Raw genomic sequence first — 15895 nt, 5'->3', positions numbered from 1 at the left:
CGGCCCGTGGCGTCAAGCCGGTGGGTAACGTGCATTGGACGTTCAAAGCCACCTACTTGTACGGGGTGGTTGAACCGGCGACCGGAGAGCACTTTTTCTATGAGTTCACTCATTGCAACACCGACTGTTTTGAGTGCTTTCTTAAGCTCGTGGCCAAGGAATATGCCGACAGTATTTTGATTATCCAAGTGGACCAAGCCGGATGGCACAAGGCCAAACGACTCACGGTGCCGGACAACCTGATTCTAATGTTTCAACCGGCTCACTCGCCTGAATGCAATCCGATTGAGCAAGTCTGGCAATACCTCAAAAAACGGTTGCGGTGGACACGACCGAAAACCTTAGATGAACTCCGAGCGCTTATTCGAGAACAATTAGTTGCCTTAACCAACGATACGATTGCCTCCATTACTGGACGAGCGTCCATACTAGAGGCTTTATCTGTAGCTGGTATATAGAGAATTGGTATAAATCGCATATCTATGATGATGGGCTCTGGAACTTCCTTCTTCCAAACGACAAACCTTAAGACAATCCAAATTGTCCTGATTTAAATATCCAAGTAAAGGATGCTACATGGACATTTGTCCGTAAATTAAGCACATCTTGAATTTGGAAACAGCATCTTCCAACCCCAGCTAGCATACCTGATAGTTCATCCAGAATTGATGATGACAGACCGCTACACTGCGATTACCTTCGCCCCCGTTCAGGGATTTATTGAAAAGTCACGTAAACTCCGTGACCTTTATGGTAGCTCTTACCTACTATCCTTTCTTGCCTGGTCCATTTGTAAAGCTGCCGACCGTCATGGGTACTACGTCAAATCTCCGGCGTTAATTAACGTGACCCAGGGAATGCCCAACCAGATAATCATTGACGGCATCTTTGACCTACACCAAGCAGAAAAAGCATTTAGCCAAGCCTGGGGCTGTGTAGTACATGCCTGTCGTCTATGGATAGAAAACTCGGCTCCCCAGTTTCAGTACTGCTGGAAACGCGAATGGGGACTATGGATCAAGTACGCCTGGGAATTTTATGGAGCCCATGGTCCAGATATTCCTACGGCTCGACAACGTCTCAACGATCAAAAACAATCCCGTGCCTGGACCGGTATCAACTGGACTGGTGAAAGCTCAACACTCTCAGGAGCTGATGGCATCGCCTGGCACAAGCTTGGTTATATGAACCCTCGCCAAACCGGTTATCAAACCCAGAAAAGAGAAATCAACGACTTCTACAAAGCTCTAAGTAGCCTCTTAGGAGAGGCCTTTATAGACCCTGATGAAGAACTAAGCGTCCCTGAACTAATCAAACGCATGGTGACCCATGAAACTATTGCAAACGCTGTCCTTGAAAACTTTCAAGAACGTAGTCGCTCGGTCATCAGCCCAGAAGAAAAAGTCCGACTGCTGGCTATAGCCCAAGAGTTAAACCCTACAACCTTTAAAGATCTAAACCGTCTTAAGAAAAAAGACCGAAAGCCTAGTCAACCACAAGAGCCTAAATATTGGACTGGCTGGTTTTTAGGTGATGGCGACAGCGCTGGCAACTACCTAAAACGCCATAGCGGGCCTGATGAACTAGTCGCGTTTAGCTCTCAAATGCGTGAATGGGGCAACGCTATCCGCGATACTGAGCAAACCTATCTACTTGGGCAAGGTCGCATGATCTATGCCGGTGGTGACGACTTTCTAGGGGTGCTGTATGAGAAAGACTCTCAGCTACAGCCAACCGAATGTTGGCAATGGTTTCAACACTTTAATCGCAACCTCTGGCAGGGAGAAACGTTGCAAGCTCCCTCTGGCAAAACATTTCAATATAGAGCCGATGAACCTAAACCCATTACTGCCAGTGTCGGTTTTGTCTGGGCCGCCCCGGATGTACCCCAACGAGACGTATTACAACACTGCCACACAGCAGAACAATCTGCTAAACAAGGTGGTCGCGATCGCATTGCCTTCCGCATCCTCTTCAATGGTGGCAACCACCTGGAATGGATATGCCCTTGGTGGGTATTAGAAGCAGGGCATATCGATATCACCCAAAATCGACTAGGCATTTCTGAGCCTAAACAAGCATGGGCACGCTTTTACAACGACGTCGCCATGCTCGAAGGTCGTCATGCCTTTGGTGTTGAAAACGACAATCAAGTTGACGTGGCAAAGTCTCTTTTCCAGATTTACTTCGGAGAAGAGAACACTATCCTCAACGAAGGCTATTGGTGGAATCAATATGATGATCATGAAACCCTAGTGGCCGCAGGTATTTTAGGTAATCAAACTCGCTTTATCATTACCGACACCAACGATCCAGACTATGGCAAACCACTGCCTGAAAATAGGTATGTCAAACATGCCATCAACAGTTGGGTCATCAGTCTGGCCAAAGTAGGTTTCCATCTCAACCGTCCCCTCAGACAGCCTCAAGCTGTTGCTGCTTAGCTAGTTGCTCACAATTATGCTCAAATACCTCATCACTGTTAAGCCTTTAGGTCTACTTTACGGTAGTTCCGGGCGCTTTCTCTCCCCTGAGAACCTGGTGGGTCGTTCAGGTTCTCATTTTCCCCCCAGTGCTGCCACTGTCTCGGGTTTGTTCGCCTACCACTATAGCTCTACTCAATCCGATGAGTTAAGAGACTTGCAGGTGGCTGGCCCCTTTTGGGGATGGCAGTCTAACCCACAAGACTTCTGTGTGCCTGCCCCCATGAGTCTACTGGCCAAGTTCAAACCTAATCTAGAAAAGACCCAAATCCCTGAAGCTGTGGTTGAAGATCGATTAGCCTGGCATTCAGACACTGATATCCAGTGGCGCAACTCCTCTAATGAAGCTCCTGATAAAAAGTTTAGTTCAGGTGCCTGGATAAAGCTCAGCGATTGGGAAACAATTTCTACAGGTAATGTTGAGGCTTCTAAGGCAGTTGCAACCTATGGCGAGCCCTGGCAGTTTGCCCCCCACCTACATCCCTATCTCCTTAAAGATCAGCGCAAAGTTGATACAGATCGCGAACGCGGCAGTTTGTTTTTAGAGAACAGTGTTCAGCTTCATCCCGAAGCTTGCCTGGTTTATCTCTCAAACTTAAAACTAACAGATGGCTGGTACCGGTTTGGCGGTGAAGGTCACATGGTAGAAATCACCTGTGATGACTTAGGCAATACTGCGAAGACTTTATTAGACACCAAAATTGAGCGTAGCTTTGCCCTGATTACACCCGCCATTTGGGGTTCTAATCGTCTGTCCTATCGCTATCCACAGGAGCTAAAGAAAGGTGATAAACAACGCCACGAACTAGATGACGTTGATAGTGACCTATCAACCCAATGGCAGGTGGATGGGCTATTGACCAAACGCCCATCCCCATTTCGCTATCGTCTGGGTGATGCTAAGTCAGCATTAGACGAGACTGGTAAACCCAAACGGTCTCAACCCCCAAAACGGCTATCCAGGGGGCGCTATGCCATGCCTGCCGGTAGCGTCTACGTATTGAAAACAGCATTTCCCGAAAACCACAACACCTGGCAAAAATGGCCAGAAGCCTGGTTCCCTCAGGAAGGACCTTCCCTCAAACGTTGGGGCTGTGGATTAGCACTGCCTTTAGAGAGTGCGATCGCCAATTAATCACCCTTTTTCCGTCTTCCGCCCTCCGTCCTCCATTTTTACTATCTTCCTATGTACAAAAAAGCCTACGGCATCTTAGAAACCCTAGCACCTGTCCACGTTGGTGCTAGCGCTGGTGAAGAAACCGGCAACCTGAATCTCATCTTCCGCGATCAGTTCACCCAAACTGGCATTATCCCCGGTAGTTCTATCCGAGGCCGCTTCCGCGCCGATATGCGCAATGAAAAAAAGAAGAATGAGCAAACTCAAAACGAACAACATTGGTATGGCCACGAAGTCGTTGAGGGTCAAGCAGACGGCGGTACCACTGAAGCACTCGTCAAGTTTGAGTATGCCTCCCTCGTCTGGCTACCCGTTTTCTGTCCTGGTCAACCCATTGTTTGGGTCAGCTGTCCCTGGCTCCTACGTCGATATAAACAAATTACCGGCATTGAGCAAAAAGTTCCTGCACCCTACACCGCTCCTCAAAACCTACAGGCTCGACCTGTCGATACTAACAGCAAAGTTTTGTTCTTTAATCTCGGCTTTCTTGAAATTGAGAACACAGCGGATTTAACTCCCTGGATTCCTGAAGACGTCGGTATTCGCAAAGATAGCGTTGTTGTCGTCGATGACAATGACATCGCCATGATCCACGACATGGCCCTGTATCGTCAAAGTCGAGTCAGACTCGACTCCGAAGAGAAGAAAGTAGCTACCGGCGCATTCTTTAATGTGGAAGCTTTACCAGAAAGTAGCATTATGGTTTTTCCTATCGCTTTGAAAGAAACAGGATGGAAGCCGTTTGATGATGAGAAGGAAAAAGAAATGTACTTTGGAGGTCTAGAGTCCATCGGGTTTGGTCGTTGCAATGTCACACTACAGGGAGAGTATTAAATATGGCTTGGCAATCCTACGGTTTAGATCAATGCGCTCAAAAGCTGGTACTTATGGCTAGAGAGCGTGATCCACAATCTCTTAATCAGTCCTATAAAATGCGCATGGCGGTTCCTTATGGTCTGGAGCGCTTTTGGGGAGAACATTTACGCCTAAAAGGTAGAGAAGAAGACAAAGCCCTTTATTGGAAAGAAACCTGGAATGAGCTGGTCAAAGTTATGGCCAAGGCCGGTATTACATTACCTAATGACAAAGTCGAGCCGGAGAATACCAAACAGATCCAGGTGATGTCTCAAAAGCTTTGGAACATTAGTACCGAAGATCAGCGAGTCTCTCTTGCCGTTTTAACCCAGCTCTGTGACTCCATTGTTTGGTGGACCCAACGATATAAGTAAGCCCACTCCAAAACTTTCCCATGACAACACTTTCAGATGGCCACAAAAAAGTCCCGATGATGTTTCGGGCACAGGTCAACGGACGCAGTCAACTGCAACGCATCCGGGACCTCCGCTATAGCGATGCCGATGAGCAAGATGCCGAGCGCTGGGTAGACGAATGGATTATCAAAGCCTATCCCAACGCCCCTGCTTTTAGTGACGAAGTCCAAACTCGCACCTACGATCTATCCTGGCGATTTGTCACCAACGGTGGCCAGGACGACGGTATCATCCGCCCCGTAGTCGGTGCTAAAGGTTGGCCCTTCTATCCCGGTAGTAGTATGAAAGGTCTGTTCCGTCAGGCCTGTGACCCTGCTCAAGCAGCTCGCTACTGTGGTCAAGAACTCTCTAAAAAAGACTTTAAGCCTGGCATCCTACGTTTCCATGGAGGCTATCCCACTGATACTCGCTGGACTGATCAGCTGCTTGATATCATCCATCCCCAACAAGATAACCAGGTAAAATCTAACAAACGCTCCAGCGCCTTCTTCCAAGTCTCTCTTTATAAGCCAGCACTCAAGTTTGGCATTTCCAGTACCGAGTCCTTAGAAGATAGGGAATGGGAAACCATCTGGAGTATCTGGGAAAAGGCGATTGCTTCTGGGCTGGGCTGCCGCGTTAGCGCTGGGTACGGTCAACCCACCAAAGCAGCTGGCCAGATTCTCTATCAAACCCGCCTCAAAGGCCAGGGACAGGCCGCCAAGCTGATCGACGGCACAGGTGAATTTCGACCCAACGTCTTCCGCGCTGCCATTCGTGGCCATGCCCTGCGTATCTTTGGCGGTCTCACCGATGGCGACACCGTCGACCGCATTGTAGAACAACTCTTTGGCGGCATCACCCGTGGTGCTGGCCAAGTTGGTCTCCTCAGCATGGCCTTTACCGAAGAATCTCTAGACCTTGATGAGTTTGGTCAAGGCTCCTACCGGCAGCCCGTCTATCGAGTCAAAGGCCTTCTCACCTGGCAGCTTACCCAGTCTCTGCCTGAAGCCCAAAAAGCTGCCCTCACTAAATTAATCAGAGCCTTAAACCGTTTTGCCATGATGCTGGGTGGCTTTGGCAAATCCTGGCGACGGGCCGATCACCGTCTGGTCTATCCCGACTATTATGACGACAGTAACAAACCCCTGATTGGCTGTCATTGGGAATGGCTTGGTGCCCGTGCCCAAACCGTTGATACCCGTGCCCATCAGCTGGAACAAGTCGGTTCCTACGTCGACCAGGTCCGCCAGGCCGCACGAGAATGGATGACACTACAAGGACACACGCCTGGCAATCCCGCTAACTGGCGAGAAGCCTGGCATCCCAGCCAAGTTCAAGTATGGGGGCGTCTGGCCCAGGAAAAAGCAGACAGCGAAGCCGTGCAATGGCTCCATGGTCCCTATCGTCGAGCGGATCGTGTCGCTAGCATCCGTGAAGGCTCGATTTATCGATCTGATCTGACCGGTAGAATGGGTCAGGTTGGTCGCCTCTGGCATCGTATGTATCCTTGGATTCGGCTCAAGGTTGACCCAAACAATCCTAAGAAGCGCATTCCTGTGCCTCGTCCTGAGTGTTTTGAGCTACTCACAATCTTTCCAGGTAATCTATCTGAAGCCCAAGATTTTCTATATTTCTTAGAAAATCAACAGACTCAGTTTAAGAAGCTGTGGCCAGTGTCGTCACGCTAACTATTCTGGTAAGAGCTGTTTTAGGAATATATTTGTGTTGCTTTGTGCGATCTCTATGCCCCAACCAGTAATGTTATCTATTCAGCGTGGTCTAACATTTTGAAATCCTGATATTGCTATTTATGACACCACAGCAGCTTGCGAAAAGACGTAGTCCGAAGTCTCTAAATCAGGCTTTAAGGCTGTATAAATCCTTGGGTGATTGAGCTAGGCTATATCTTGATAAAATAATGCTGAAACCCTTATTCTTTGGTTGATTTTTGTGGAAGAGTGCAAAAGTTAATGGATTAGGTAAAAGGCTAGGAAATCTAGGGAATTCATAGGTTCGCAATTCAAGTTGGCCCATAAGTGGACGTTAACGACCATTAAAACCCTGTAGTTTTAGCGCACATAGTAACCTTGTACTGAATGTAATCGGGACGTTACGATCATCTGGTCATCATTTTTGATGTGCAGTCTCCCAAGTACTCCACTTATTGGGAGTGACTCAAACCACTTCAGCCTCCTTTTTAGCAGGCTAACAGTTGTAGTTGATCCTCTGCTAAATGGACACCCCGTCGTTCAAGGTACTTACGGAGATTGATTTGGATAAACAGGTCCTTGAGTTCTTCCGCAATATCTAAAGGCGGGGTGCCTGCGATCGCAACAGCAATCAGTTTCTCCGCCATCTGCAGCTCACCACATTCAATTGCTAGAGTTGCTGCACTACGATGGAGTACCGAACGTGTTGGTTCAGCAGCCATATCCTCGGCTATTAATTGAGCCGCTTCGGCTTCTAAAATTAGAGCTTGTCGTAAGAACGCTTTAGCCTGGGTCACATCACCATTTAGCTTTTTCAGGTCAGCCTGCTCGGCTAAATCCATGGCTTGTTGATGTAGTTCTTGAATTTTACTCATCGTTTCACAACCCAGGCTGAGGGTTGGCTAAATTCAATAACGGCAATATAAGCCGGTGCCAGGTCATCCGTAGGCTTGACTTGCTCCAGCTTCAGTTTAACTCTGCTACGAATCTGCCGTTGACTCCCACGTCGAATCCCAGAAACTTCAAGACGAACAGATTTGCGGAAAGGCGTTTCAGTAGATTCTGCAGAGGTGCCAAGCCAATAATCAAATCCAGTGCCTCGACGAGCCCTTTCAACAACCGTAAAGTCCGTGAGGCGCTGTATCACCATCAACGTAACGCCATAGGCAGCTTGCTCTGTCGCGTATTCTTCATCGTTCCAGCAGCGTTTCATCTGGTCTGTAACGGTGGGCCAGAAAAGCTGAAAGGTATCTGCTAAATCACCTTCGACCTGCAGCTCAATGCCTTGTTTATGGGCTTGCTCAGTTAGACACACTGCACAAGCTTCTGCCAAGGCTGCTCCGAAGGCAGGTGTGATCGCAGGCAGGCCTTTCTGTAAATCTGCAAGATTGAGGATCTGATCTGAGTTTGATTGTGGCTGATTCACACACTGCTTACCAGTCTGGCTAAGAGCAGCATCAGTTTAGTCGATTAGGAGACATTTCAGAGAGTGCGATCTTAGCCAGCAATCAAGTTTTTTCCTATTAAGGAATCAGCTTAAATTTTGGTAGCCAACGTTAATGTTTTGAGACACAATATAAACTAAAGCAACATATATGTTGTTAAAGTTGCGTGTTTTAGGACACCCCATAGAGGTAACCCATGGTTGTAGCTGCACCTAGTTCTGCAAAACCTGCTGAAAAGCGTCTCACGATTACTACAGGTGAGATTACTGAAAATACTACTGTGATTCGTTCCTTGGACTGGGACCGAGACCGGTTTGATATTGAGTTTGGCTTGCAGAATGGGACAACTTACAACTCTTACTTGGTGCGTGGGGAAAAAACGGCGCTAATCGATACGTCCCACGCCAAGTTTCAGCAGCTCTATATGGATGCGCTGCAGGGACTGATTGATCCTAAGGAAATTGACTACATCGTTATTAGTCATACTGAGCCGGACCATAGTGGTCTAGTTAAGGATGTATTGGACCTGGCTCCTCAGGCGGTCGTAGTCGGTGCAAAAGTTGCGGTCAAATTCTTGGAAGACTTGGTACACCAGCCGTTTAAGTCTCAGCTGGTGAAAAGTGGTGACACTCTAGACCTGGGTAATGGCCATGTGCTGGAGTTTGTCAGTGCACCTAACCTGCATTGGCCTGACACGATTTTCACCTACGATCAAAAGACTGGCATTCTCTACACCTGTGATGCTTTTGGGGCTCACTTTTGTACTGACGATACGTTTGACAAAGATCTAGAGGCGCTGTCTCCTGATTTTCGTTTTTATTATGAGTGTTTGATGGCTCCTAATGCCCGCTCGGTCATCTCTGCGATGAAGCGGATGGATAAGCTGGGGGAGATTAATACCATTGCTGTGGGTCACGGTCCTCTGATTCGTTACAACCTTGAGGAACTGACCGGTCGCTACCGTCGCTGGAGCAATGAGAAAAGCAAAGCCGAAAATATGGTGGCGATTTTCTATGTGTCGGACTATGGATATTGCGATCGCATCTCCCAGGCCCTGGCTAAAGGCATTACCAAAACCGGCGTTGCCGTCGAAATGATGGACATGCGGCTGGCTGATCCTCATGATGTGACTGAATTGGTCGGTCGTGCCAAGGGTATCTTGCTGGGGATGCCACCCTCCACAGGCCAGGGAGCCGAGGAAGTCCAAACTGCGCTCAGCTCAATTTTGGCTGCTGTCAGCAACAAGCAAGCCTTTGGTTTGTTTGAATCCTATGGCGGTGATGACGAGCCCATCGATACCCTCCACACGAAGCTACAGGATCTGGACCTAAAAGTTGCTTTTGAGCCCATTCGGGTAAAAGACACGCCTTCCGAAGCGCTTTACCAGCTCTGTGACGAAACGGGTACCGACCTGGGTCAGGAACTGGCTCAAGCCAAGAAAATTAAAAAGATTAAAAACCTGGATGCAGACTTGCAGAAAGCATTGGGTCGCATCAGTAGCGGTCTCTACATCATTACTGCTGCTAAAGGCGAAGTGACCAGCGCTATGTTGGCCTCCTGGATTTCCCAGGCTAGCTTCAAGCCCCTGGGCTTTACCATTGCCGTGGCTAAGGATCGTGCCATCGAATCGCTGATGCAGGTGGGCGATACCTTTGTGCTGAACATTTTAGAAGAAGGTAATCATCTGCCATTGATGAAGCACTTCCTCAAGCGATTTCCCCCTGGTGCTGACCGATTTGCGGGCATTCGTACCCGTCCGGCAAAAAACAAGTCTCCGATTCTGGCCGATGCCCTGGCCTATCTGGAATGCAAGGTGACGACTCGCATGGAGCTGACTGACCACTGGCTGGTGTATTGCACCGTCGAAGATGGCAAAGTTTCCAAAGATGAGTCAACTACAGCCGTTCACCATCGCAAGATTGGTAACTATTACTAACTATCTTGCGTGATCGTCACAGTGATGACCACGCGAGATAGATGGCGACTCATCAAGCGTCGTAGTATTGGATCATAATTTTTTGTGCCAGCCGCTGCTCCGAGTTTCGGAGCAGCGGCTGGCACATTTAGTCTTGGTGTTTGCAAAACTGCTGTGAGCTAACTAGCTCGCAGTGCTTGTTGTTGCTGATTAAATGCCTGCTGTTGCTCAGTTAAGACGGCATATTCAATGGGAGGACGCATATCCCACTGGAGCTGAGTTAACAACAATAGACTGCCACCGATGATCAATCCCGTGGCCGCATATTGCCAGGAGCCGAGCTGGGTAATGGTGAACGTTGCGATCGCATGCACCACTGTCAGCGCTAAAAATGTACGCGAACGAATACCCCAGCCAGTGAGCCCATGGCCAATGGCACACAGCCCTAACCACAGCGGACAAAGATTTAACAATATGGGTCCTACATAGCCAAACACGCCCCAGTTAGTGATGGCAGTGCCCACTAACATCAGCACCGCCCAGCTATACACCAGCCACATGAGCCGTTCCACCTGAGCCCAGAACCTTACCATGGCTACCATACTGACGATGGCCACTACCGTCAGACCGGACCAGGCGATTGCCATCTGCTGCCAACTCATATGTAATACCTGAGCGGAGGTAAACATTAATAGCGCCAGACCGCCCCACAGGCCAAAGATTTGATCAATCCGGGTGTAGATACCTGAAAAGACATGGCCGAAGATACCGTGTCGAACATGCCAGGCCCCACGCAGATCTTGCACATCTAACGTGTACTGCTTTAAACGCAGCATAGGCTGATTAGAAAAGCCGATAGTCATTGTCATTGCTAGTGAACCAACGAGTGTCTCGAAATGCGAAGACAGCCGCAGTTTGAGCATTTCAGCGACTGGCTGCACGTTTATGTACTTTTAATTCTAATTGTATAGTTTTGTCAACTAAACAGTGGTGATAGCTGCCCAGCCACATAGCGGTTTTGAGGACTTAATTGCCATGGTGTAATGTTTGGGGTCTGCCGTTTGCCACCCTCCCATGCGACCCGATCGCTCTTTAAATCTGCTGTTGGCAGTGGTCTTGATTTTGCTGCTGTATAACCTGCATCTGTGGGTAATTACCACGGGTACTGAGGGCATGATTGCCGACATCAGTCGCGATATGCTGGCGCAGCAAAATTTTATGCATCCTCGGCTGCTGGGGGTTAATGACTTTAGCCATTTGCCGATGCCGTTGTGGTTGACCAGCCTGGGGATGAAACTCTGGGGGGTCAATATATTTGGGGCTCGATTTTTTGTTCAAGTCAGCATTGTCGTTCAGGTCATATTCACCTACCGCATCGCCATGCGGCTGTTTGGCTCATCCCAGGTCGGTTTGTTTGCGGGGCTCATCTATCTGTCATGCCCGCTGGTGCTGGTCTGTAGTCGCTATCTATCGGCTGATATATTTTTGACCACCTTTGAGCTGGCGGCGATTTACTACATGCTGCTCTATCAGCTCGAAAAGTTGCCTGTCGCGCTCTATGGTCTGGCAATTGCGATCGCAGGTGGCATCCTATGCAGCGGTTTACGCAGTCTGGTGTTACCCACAACCGTTGGGGCCTATGTACTCATCTTTGGCCCTCGTAACTACTGGCTGCACTGGCGTCATGGTCTGATCGCCTTGATCCTAGGTTTAGGACTGACTAGTTTTTGGTTTGTTCACGCCAGTCATCACGTCCCCGATTTCTGGGCATTTATCCATCAGACAGTTTGGCAAACGCTCTTTGGGGGCACACCGATGCATCCTCGCTGGCAGTATGTAGTCAGCTTTGGATTGGGCACCTTACCCTGGTGGTTTATTGTTTTACCTAATCTCAACGGTGCCGTGTGGCAGAACCCTAACGTTTTGCCAGTGTGCATCTCTTGGCTAGCGTTACCGCTGATAATTTATACGCTTACCGCCAGTGCCTCACTCGCTGGCCTGTTGCCAATAGTGTCTGGTTTTTCAATTCTTGTCAGCTATTGGCAACAGTTTCTCACCACCCAACAAGTGTGGACCTATAGTCGTTGGTTTGCCCAAATTTACGGCTGTCTGGGGATGCTAGCCCTGATTGTTCCTTTGGGGTATCAAATCCTCGGACAGCCACTAAGGGCTACCTGGCCCATAACAATTACCAGCCTGGGGACATTAACATTAGTAGTTTTATTATATCGATTTATCCGAGCTGGGGTCAGAATTCGACTGGTGGCTGTAGTACTGGTGCCATCGTTTATGTTGTTGTTGTATAGCGGTTACTACACCCAGGCCAACGGCGCTTGGAAAGAGAGCACTGATGTGATCTCACAGGTCATTCAACAACGGCAGCTAGAGAGCTTACCCGTATTGGTCTATAACGAAACGCTACCTTCGCTAGCCTTTACCCTAAATAAAGACACCATTACCATTGACGATGGCATTGTTGGTGAGCCCCGTCTTCCAGCCCCACAAAACTGGCCAAGCCGTTGGATTCGCCTGGATAGTCCCAGGGATAATCGCTATTTACGTCGGCTGATGAGTGATCCATCAGTACTGGTGATTTCAGGCGAGCTGCCTGCCCGGTGGAACTGGGTCAAAATTAACTATCCCCAGATGGAACGGGTCGGTCGTTGGCAGGTGCTGTATCGTACTCCGTAGGGACACTCCCCAGAGAGTGCCCCTACGTCACAGACTTAAGAAGTCATTAATATTGGTCAGGTACCATGCGCTGGGTGTCCTTGGGCGGGCGTCGATAATGAATGGCTCCCTGTCGTTTGGGTAAGATAATGGGCTGATACGGCACTTCTTCGTAAGGAATCAGGCTAAGCAAGTGACTAATACAGTTAAGCCTTGCTCTTTTTTTATAATCGGCATCCACCACATACCAGGGTGAATTGCTAGTATCAGTCATCGCAAACATGTCATCCTTGGCCTTAGAATACTCAACCCAGCGGGCACGGGCCTCTAAATCCATCGGGCTCAGTTTCCAATGCTTGGTGGGGTCATTAATCCGGTCTTGGAACCGACGCTCCTGTTCTTTGTCACTAACAGAAAACCAGTATTTGACCAGAATGATGCCTGAGCGTTGGAGCATATGCTCAAATTCAGGACAGGTGCGCATAAACTCGGTGTATTCGCTATGGGTGCAAAAGTCCATAACTCGTTCAACCCCCGCTCGGTTATACCAGCTACGATCAAAGAGAACAATCTCTCCTGCCGCAGGTAGCTGGCTAACATAGCGCTGAAAATACCACTGAGTTTTTTCTCGATCTGTGGGTTTACCCAATGCAACAATACGACAACCGCGCGGGTTCAGACATTCAGCAATCCGCTTAATCACACCGCCCTTACCAGCGGCATCTCGTCCCTCAAAAATGACAACAACTTTAAGCCCGGCATGCTTGACCCATTCTTGCATTTTGACCAGTTCCAGCTGCAGCCGCTGCAGTTCCGCCTGGTAAAAAGACTTACTCAACTTGGTCTTGTGTTTTACTTTTTTAGATTCAGTTGATCGATTATTTTGGGTTTTGTCATGCTTGGCCGGTTTCTTCTTGGTCGTCTTTGCTGATTTGGCCATAGGAATCGTGGCGATCTGTTTGACTGGCTGAGTGTTACCCTTCTTGTTGTGGGTTTTGCGCTTGGCAGCTCTATCTTTTATCGACTTCTGTTTAGTAACTTTGGGTGGATTAACGGTCTCTTTGGCCCGCTTAGTACCGGCCGGTTTGACGGTTTCCTTAGCGTTTGGCTTAACCATAGCATGTCCCAAAATATCTCTATGGTTGTCAGCATACGCGCCCATACTTGAACGATTGAGCGAGCTTAGGCTACTCTAAATACTTGTGAAAAAAGAAAAATAAAAATGTAACGTTTTTGTGCGATCGCAATACCCCTAATGATCCTTAGCACACTGGTTTTAGCTGCTATAACCGATGCTGTTATCCCTCTACTCACAAGAGCCCTGGCACGTTTGTAGCAAGAAATTGACTACCTGTTAGCCCGCAAGCCCATAGTGGCTGCTCCGAATTGGGTGCCCTTAGAGGTAGACATCGTTCGCTATCTCGACCAGCAGTAAACGGTTAAATCCGTAGCAGTGTTGCTCAATAACGATAACTATGACCATAGAACCAAAGCTTGCCCCACTTCGAATTTCATTGGCGGAAGGTCGGTTCCAAATGACACCTAACGTGGGCGGTCAGTCTCTTGGCAAATATCCGGTCTAGAATTTCCAATCCGTCCGCCTAGGAACTATGTTAGATTGCTATCGCTTACTTCCACGCTCTGCGTTTTGGTGCGCTGCATCCACCAACCGACAAGAGGAAATTGAATCCAGAAAGAGAAGTAGAAGAACGTCAAATACCAGTCAGCAGCGGCAGAAAAACTCGAACTAAATCCAGCGCCTTTCAACCGTTCATCTGCATTTGATTTTTTTTGAATTTTTAGGTGTTTCTATATTATTTGTAATCAACATTATTTGTAATCAACCGATGGATCAGTCACGGTGATCGACTGAAGAAGACAGATGGAGAAACATTGAAAAAATCAGCTAATTTTTCAATGTGTTCCACAGTAAATTTACGCTGACCATTAAGAATTGCAGACACAATTGACTCAGTTTTGAAAATAGGAACTAAATCTTTTTGCTTAAGATCAAACTCATTAATTAATGCTTTCAGCAATTCAATACCACTTAAATCTGGAATTGATACGTGCTTTTCTTCATATTCATGGATAAGAATACCCAGAACATTGATATAGTCTTGTTTTTCTGGCGTGATCTCACCAGAGTCAAGCAAAGTATCAATAATCTCTTGAACTGCAAGAAGCTCTGCCTCTGACTTAATCGGACGAGGTGGAAACTTTTGCAGAAGCTCAACATAACTATTAGGTTCGGTTGTAAACATAGTTTCTCGCCCGTAACAGCGGCAACCCGATGATATACTTCCTTGTCCGTTAGCAAGCAGCAACCTGCCATGCATCTACTCATACCAATCGTCTTTCTTCCAATTATTCTTGTCATATTCTCCGTGAGTAAGAACATGACGAACGAAAACCTTCTGGTATGTATAATCCACAAAAGTAATTAGTCGATATTTGTTACCTCCTATATTGAAGATTGTAAAGTTTCCAACTTGATCAGCAGAGGAAAAGACCTCACGTACTTCTACAAAGTTCTGCCAATCAGCAGCGCTTGCTAGCTTATACCAAAGAAGCAAACTAGTCTTGGCCTCAGGATGCTTCTCCCAAAACCCTACAAGACGAGAACGGGTGATGATGTGCATAACTACTTGAACAAGAGCAGGACACAGTAAACCTCCAGAGGATACGTAAACACTTGGTTACTCTACATAACTGACCACTTGGTTGCTTGAAATCGCATAGTCACATGATTATGCCGAGCTTTACAATCTTAGCAAATTGCGAAGTTGCTCGCAAGATTCTAATCAAAAGGCACAGACACCTAAGCACACTGGAAAGTAAGTTTTCTACCATTTTAGAGAGTCTTATCTTCTCGAATTTTGACATAATGCTTCTGAAATTTATCGCGTGCGGCCTCAACTGAAAATTGCCAATGGATGCGGATACGCTGGTCATGCCGTTCTTGCACCAAGGCGAGCACCGCTTGCTCTAATTGGTCTTGTGTGGGAATGCGCTGATGCAAACAGCCTCTAGCCAGTGCCGAAAACTCGATCTCAATCATATTGAGCCAACTGGCTGACTTTGGGGTGTAGTGAAACTCAAACCGTTGGGCAAGGGCAAAGGCCTCCTCAGCCGTCAGGTATTCATAGAAAGAACTGACATTATGGGTGTTGAGATTATCCTGCACAACCTGGATTTTGTCCGCATTAGGATAGCGCGCAGCTAAGGCTTGAAAAAACAGAG

Annotated in this window: 15 protein-coding genes; 8 read left to right on the top strand and 7 right to left on the bottom strand. The window is 47.9% G+C overall.

Translation table 11 applies throughout. The annotated features are described in order from the left end of the window. The 6 genes from N836_RS65805 to N836_RS65780 form a co-directional block, all read left to right on the top strand. A partial coding sequence (locus N836_RS65805; RefSeq protein ID WP_023074714.1) for an IS630 family transposase occupies positions 1 to 458 on the top strand: 458 nt, incomplete at its 5' end. A gap of 210 nt (positions 459 to 668) precedes the next feature. Continuing rightward, a complete protein-coding gene (locus N836_RS65800) occupies positions 669 to 2444 on the top strand; it encodes a type III-B CRISPR-associated protein Cas10/Cmr2 (protein WP_051394688.1) in 1776 nt (591 codons plus the stop codon). Between the two features lie 16 nt (positions 2445 to 2460). Next, positions 2461 to 3618: a type III-B CRISPR module-associated Cmr3 family protein gene (locus N836_RS65795; RefSeq protein ID WP_023075705.1), complete on the top strand. Its 1158-nt coding sequence runs from the start codon at positions 2461 to 2463 to the stop codon at positions 3616 to 3618. Positions 3619 to 3669: 51 nt separating this feature from the next. Further along, positions 3670 to 4494, top strand: a complete 825-nt coding sequence (locus N836_RS65790; protein ID WP_023075704.1) for an RAMP superfamily CRISPR-associated protein — start codon at positions 3670 to 3672, stop codon at positions 4492 to 4494. Positions 4495 to 4496: 2 nt separating this feature from the next. Further along, on the top strand, positions 4497 to 4889 hold the full coding sequence (locus N836_RS65785; protein WP_023075703.1) for a hypothetical protein: 393 nt from the start codon (positions 4497 to 4499) through the stop codon (positions 4887 to 4889). Between the two features lie 20 nt (positions 4890 to 4909). Next, a complete protein-coding gene (locus N836_RS65780; RefSeq protein ID WP_031293952.1) occupies positions 4910 to 6601 on the top strand; it encodes a hypothetical protein in 1692 nt (563 codons plus the stop codon). A 509-nt stretch (positions 6602 to 7110) separates the two neighbouring features. Here the strand turns inward: N836_RS65780 and N836_RS65775 are convergent. Then, positions 7111 to 7497, bottom strand: a complete 387-nt coding sequence (locus tag N836_RS65775; protein ID WP_023075701.1) for a hypothetical protein — start codon at positions 7495 to 7497, stop codon at positions 7111 to 7113. After that, complete coding sequence (locus tag N836_RS65770; RefSeq protein WP_023075700.1) at positions 7494 to 8048, bottom strand: hypothetical protein; 555 nt, start codon at positions 8046 to 8048, stop codon at positions 7494 to 7496. Before N836_RS65770 ends, N836_RS65775 begins: the two co-directional genes overlap by 4 nt. 215 nt (positions 8049 to 8263) lie before the next feature. Here N836_RS65770 and N836_RS65765 point away from each other — a divergent pair, with 215 nt between their 5' ends. Continuing rightward, positions 8264 to 10003 (top strand): diflavin flavoprotein, encoded by a 1740-nt coding sequence (locus tag N836_RS65765; RefSeq protein ID WP_023075699.1) that lies wholly within the window; start codon positions 8264 to 8266, stop codon positions 10001 to 10003. A gap of 158 nt (positions 10004 to 10161) precedes the next feature. On the opposite strand, the gene N836_RS65760 is transcribed toward N836_RS65765, so the two are convergent. After that, positions 10162 to 10851, bottom strand: coding sequence for a hypothetical protein (locus N836_RS65760; RefSeq protein WP_200867470.1), 690 nt, complete (start codon positions 10849 to 10851; stop codon positions 10162 to 10164). A gap of 205 nt (positions 10852 to 11056) precedes the next feature. Between N836_RS65760 and N836_RS65755 the strand changes: the two genes are divergently transcribed. After that, positions 11057 to 12673 carry an ArnT family glycosyltransferase gene (locus tag N836_RS65755; RefSeq protein WP_023075697.1) on the top strand — a complete coding sequence of 539 codons (1617 nt, stop codon included), beginning with the start codon at positions 11057 to 11059 and terminating at the stop codon, positions 12671 to 12673. Positions 12674 to 12719: 46 nt separating this feature from the next. Here N836_RS65755 and ppk2 read toward each other — a convergent pair whose 3' ends face one another. The 4 genes from ppk2 to N836_RS65740 all read right to left on the bottom strand — a co-directional run. Further along, entirely contained in the window at positions 12720 to 13769 is a 1050-nt protein-coding gene (ppk2, locus tag N836_RS0139305) for a polyphosphate kinase 2 (protein WP_081716982.1), read from the bottom strand. Positions 13770 to 14508: 739 nt separating this feature from the next. Beyond that, on the bottom strand, positions 14509 to 14916 hold the full coding sequence (locus tag N836_RS65750) for a helix-turn-helix domain-containing protein (protein WP_023075695.1): 408 nt from the start codon (positions 14914 to 14916) through the stop codon (positions 14509 to 14511). 75 nt (positions 14917 to 14991) lie between these two features. Further along, positions 14992 to 15294, bottom strand: coding sequence for a type II toxin-antitoxin system HigB family toxin (locus N836_RS65745; RefSeq protein ID WP_023075694.1), 303 nt, complete (start codon positions 15292 to 15294; stop codon positions 14992 to 14994). A gap of 212 nt (positions 15295 to 15506) precedes the next feature. Next, positions 15507 to 15895, bottom strand: a 389-nt coding sequence (locus N836_RS65740; RefSeq protein ID WP_023071803.1) for a transposase, incomplete at its 5' end; no start/stop codon positions are given.

The sequence above is a fragment of the Leptolyngbya sp. Heron Island J genome (genome assembly GCF_000482245.1).
Lineage (GTDB): Bacteria > Cyanobacteriota > Cyanobacteriia > Phormidesmidales > Phormidesmidaceae > Leptothoe.
This window is presented reverse-complemented; position numbering and strand designations above follow the sequence as displayed.

Bases quoted from the DNA above. Each gene is read 5' to 3' on its own strand.
- ppk2 (WP_081716982.1), bottom strand. From the start codon at position 13,769: ATGGTTAAGCCAAACGCTAAGGAAACCGTCAAACCGGCCGGTACTAAG.
- N836_RS65755 (WP_023075697.1), top strand. From the start codon at position 11,057: ATGCGACCCGATCGCTCTTTAAATCTGCTGTTGGCAGTGGTCTTGATT.
- N836_RS65800 (WP_051394688.1), top strand. From the start codon at position 669: ATGATGACAGACCGCTACACTGCGATTACCTTCGCCCCCGTTCAGGGA.
- N836_RS65785 (WP_023075703.1), top strand. From the start codon at position 4,497: ATGGCTTGGCAATCCTACGGTTTAGATCAATGCGCTCAAAAGCTGGTA.
- N836_RS65745 (WP_023075694.1), bottom strand. From the start codon at position 15,294: ATGCACATCATCACCCGTTCTCGTCTTGTAGGGTTTTGGGAGAAGCAT.
- N836_RS65795 (WP_023075705.1), top strand. From the start codon at position 2,461: ATGCTCAAATACCTCATCACTGTTAAGCCTTTAGGTCTACTTTACGGT.
- N836_RS65765 (WP_023075699.1), top strand. From the start codon at position 8,264: ATGGTTGTAGCTGCACCTAGTTCTGCAAAACCTGCTGAAAAGCGTCTC.
- N836_RS65790 (WP_023075704.1), top strand. From the start codon at position 3,670: ATGTACAAAAAAGCCTACGGCATCTTAGAAACCCTAGCACCTGTCCAC.
- N836_RS65750 (WP_023075695.1), bottom strand. From the start codon at position 14,916: ATGTTTACAACCGAACCTAATAGTTATGTTGAGCTTCTGCAAAAGTTT.
- N836_RS65760 (WP_200867470.1), bottom strand. From the start codon at position 10,851: ATGACAATGACTATCGGCTTTTCTAATCAGCCTATGCTGCGTTTAAAG.
- N836_RS65775 (WP_023075701.1), bottom strand. From the start codon at position 7,497: ATGAGTAAAATTCAAGAACTACATCAACAAGCCATGGATTTAGCCGAG.
- N836_RS65780 (WP_031293952.1), top strand. From the start codon at position 4,910: ATGACAACACTTTCAGATGGCCACAAAAAAGTCCCGATGATGTTTCGG.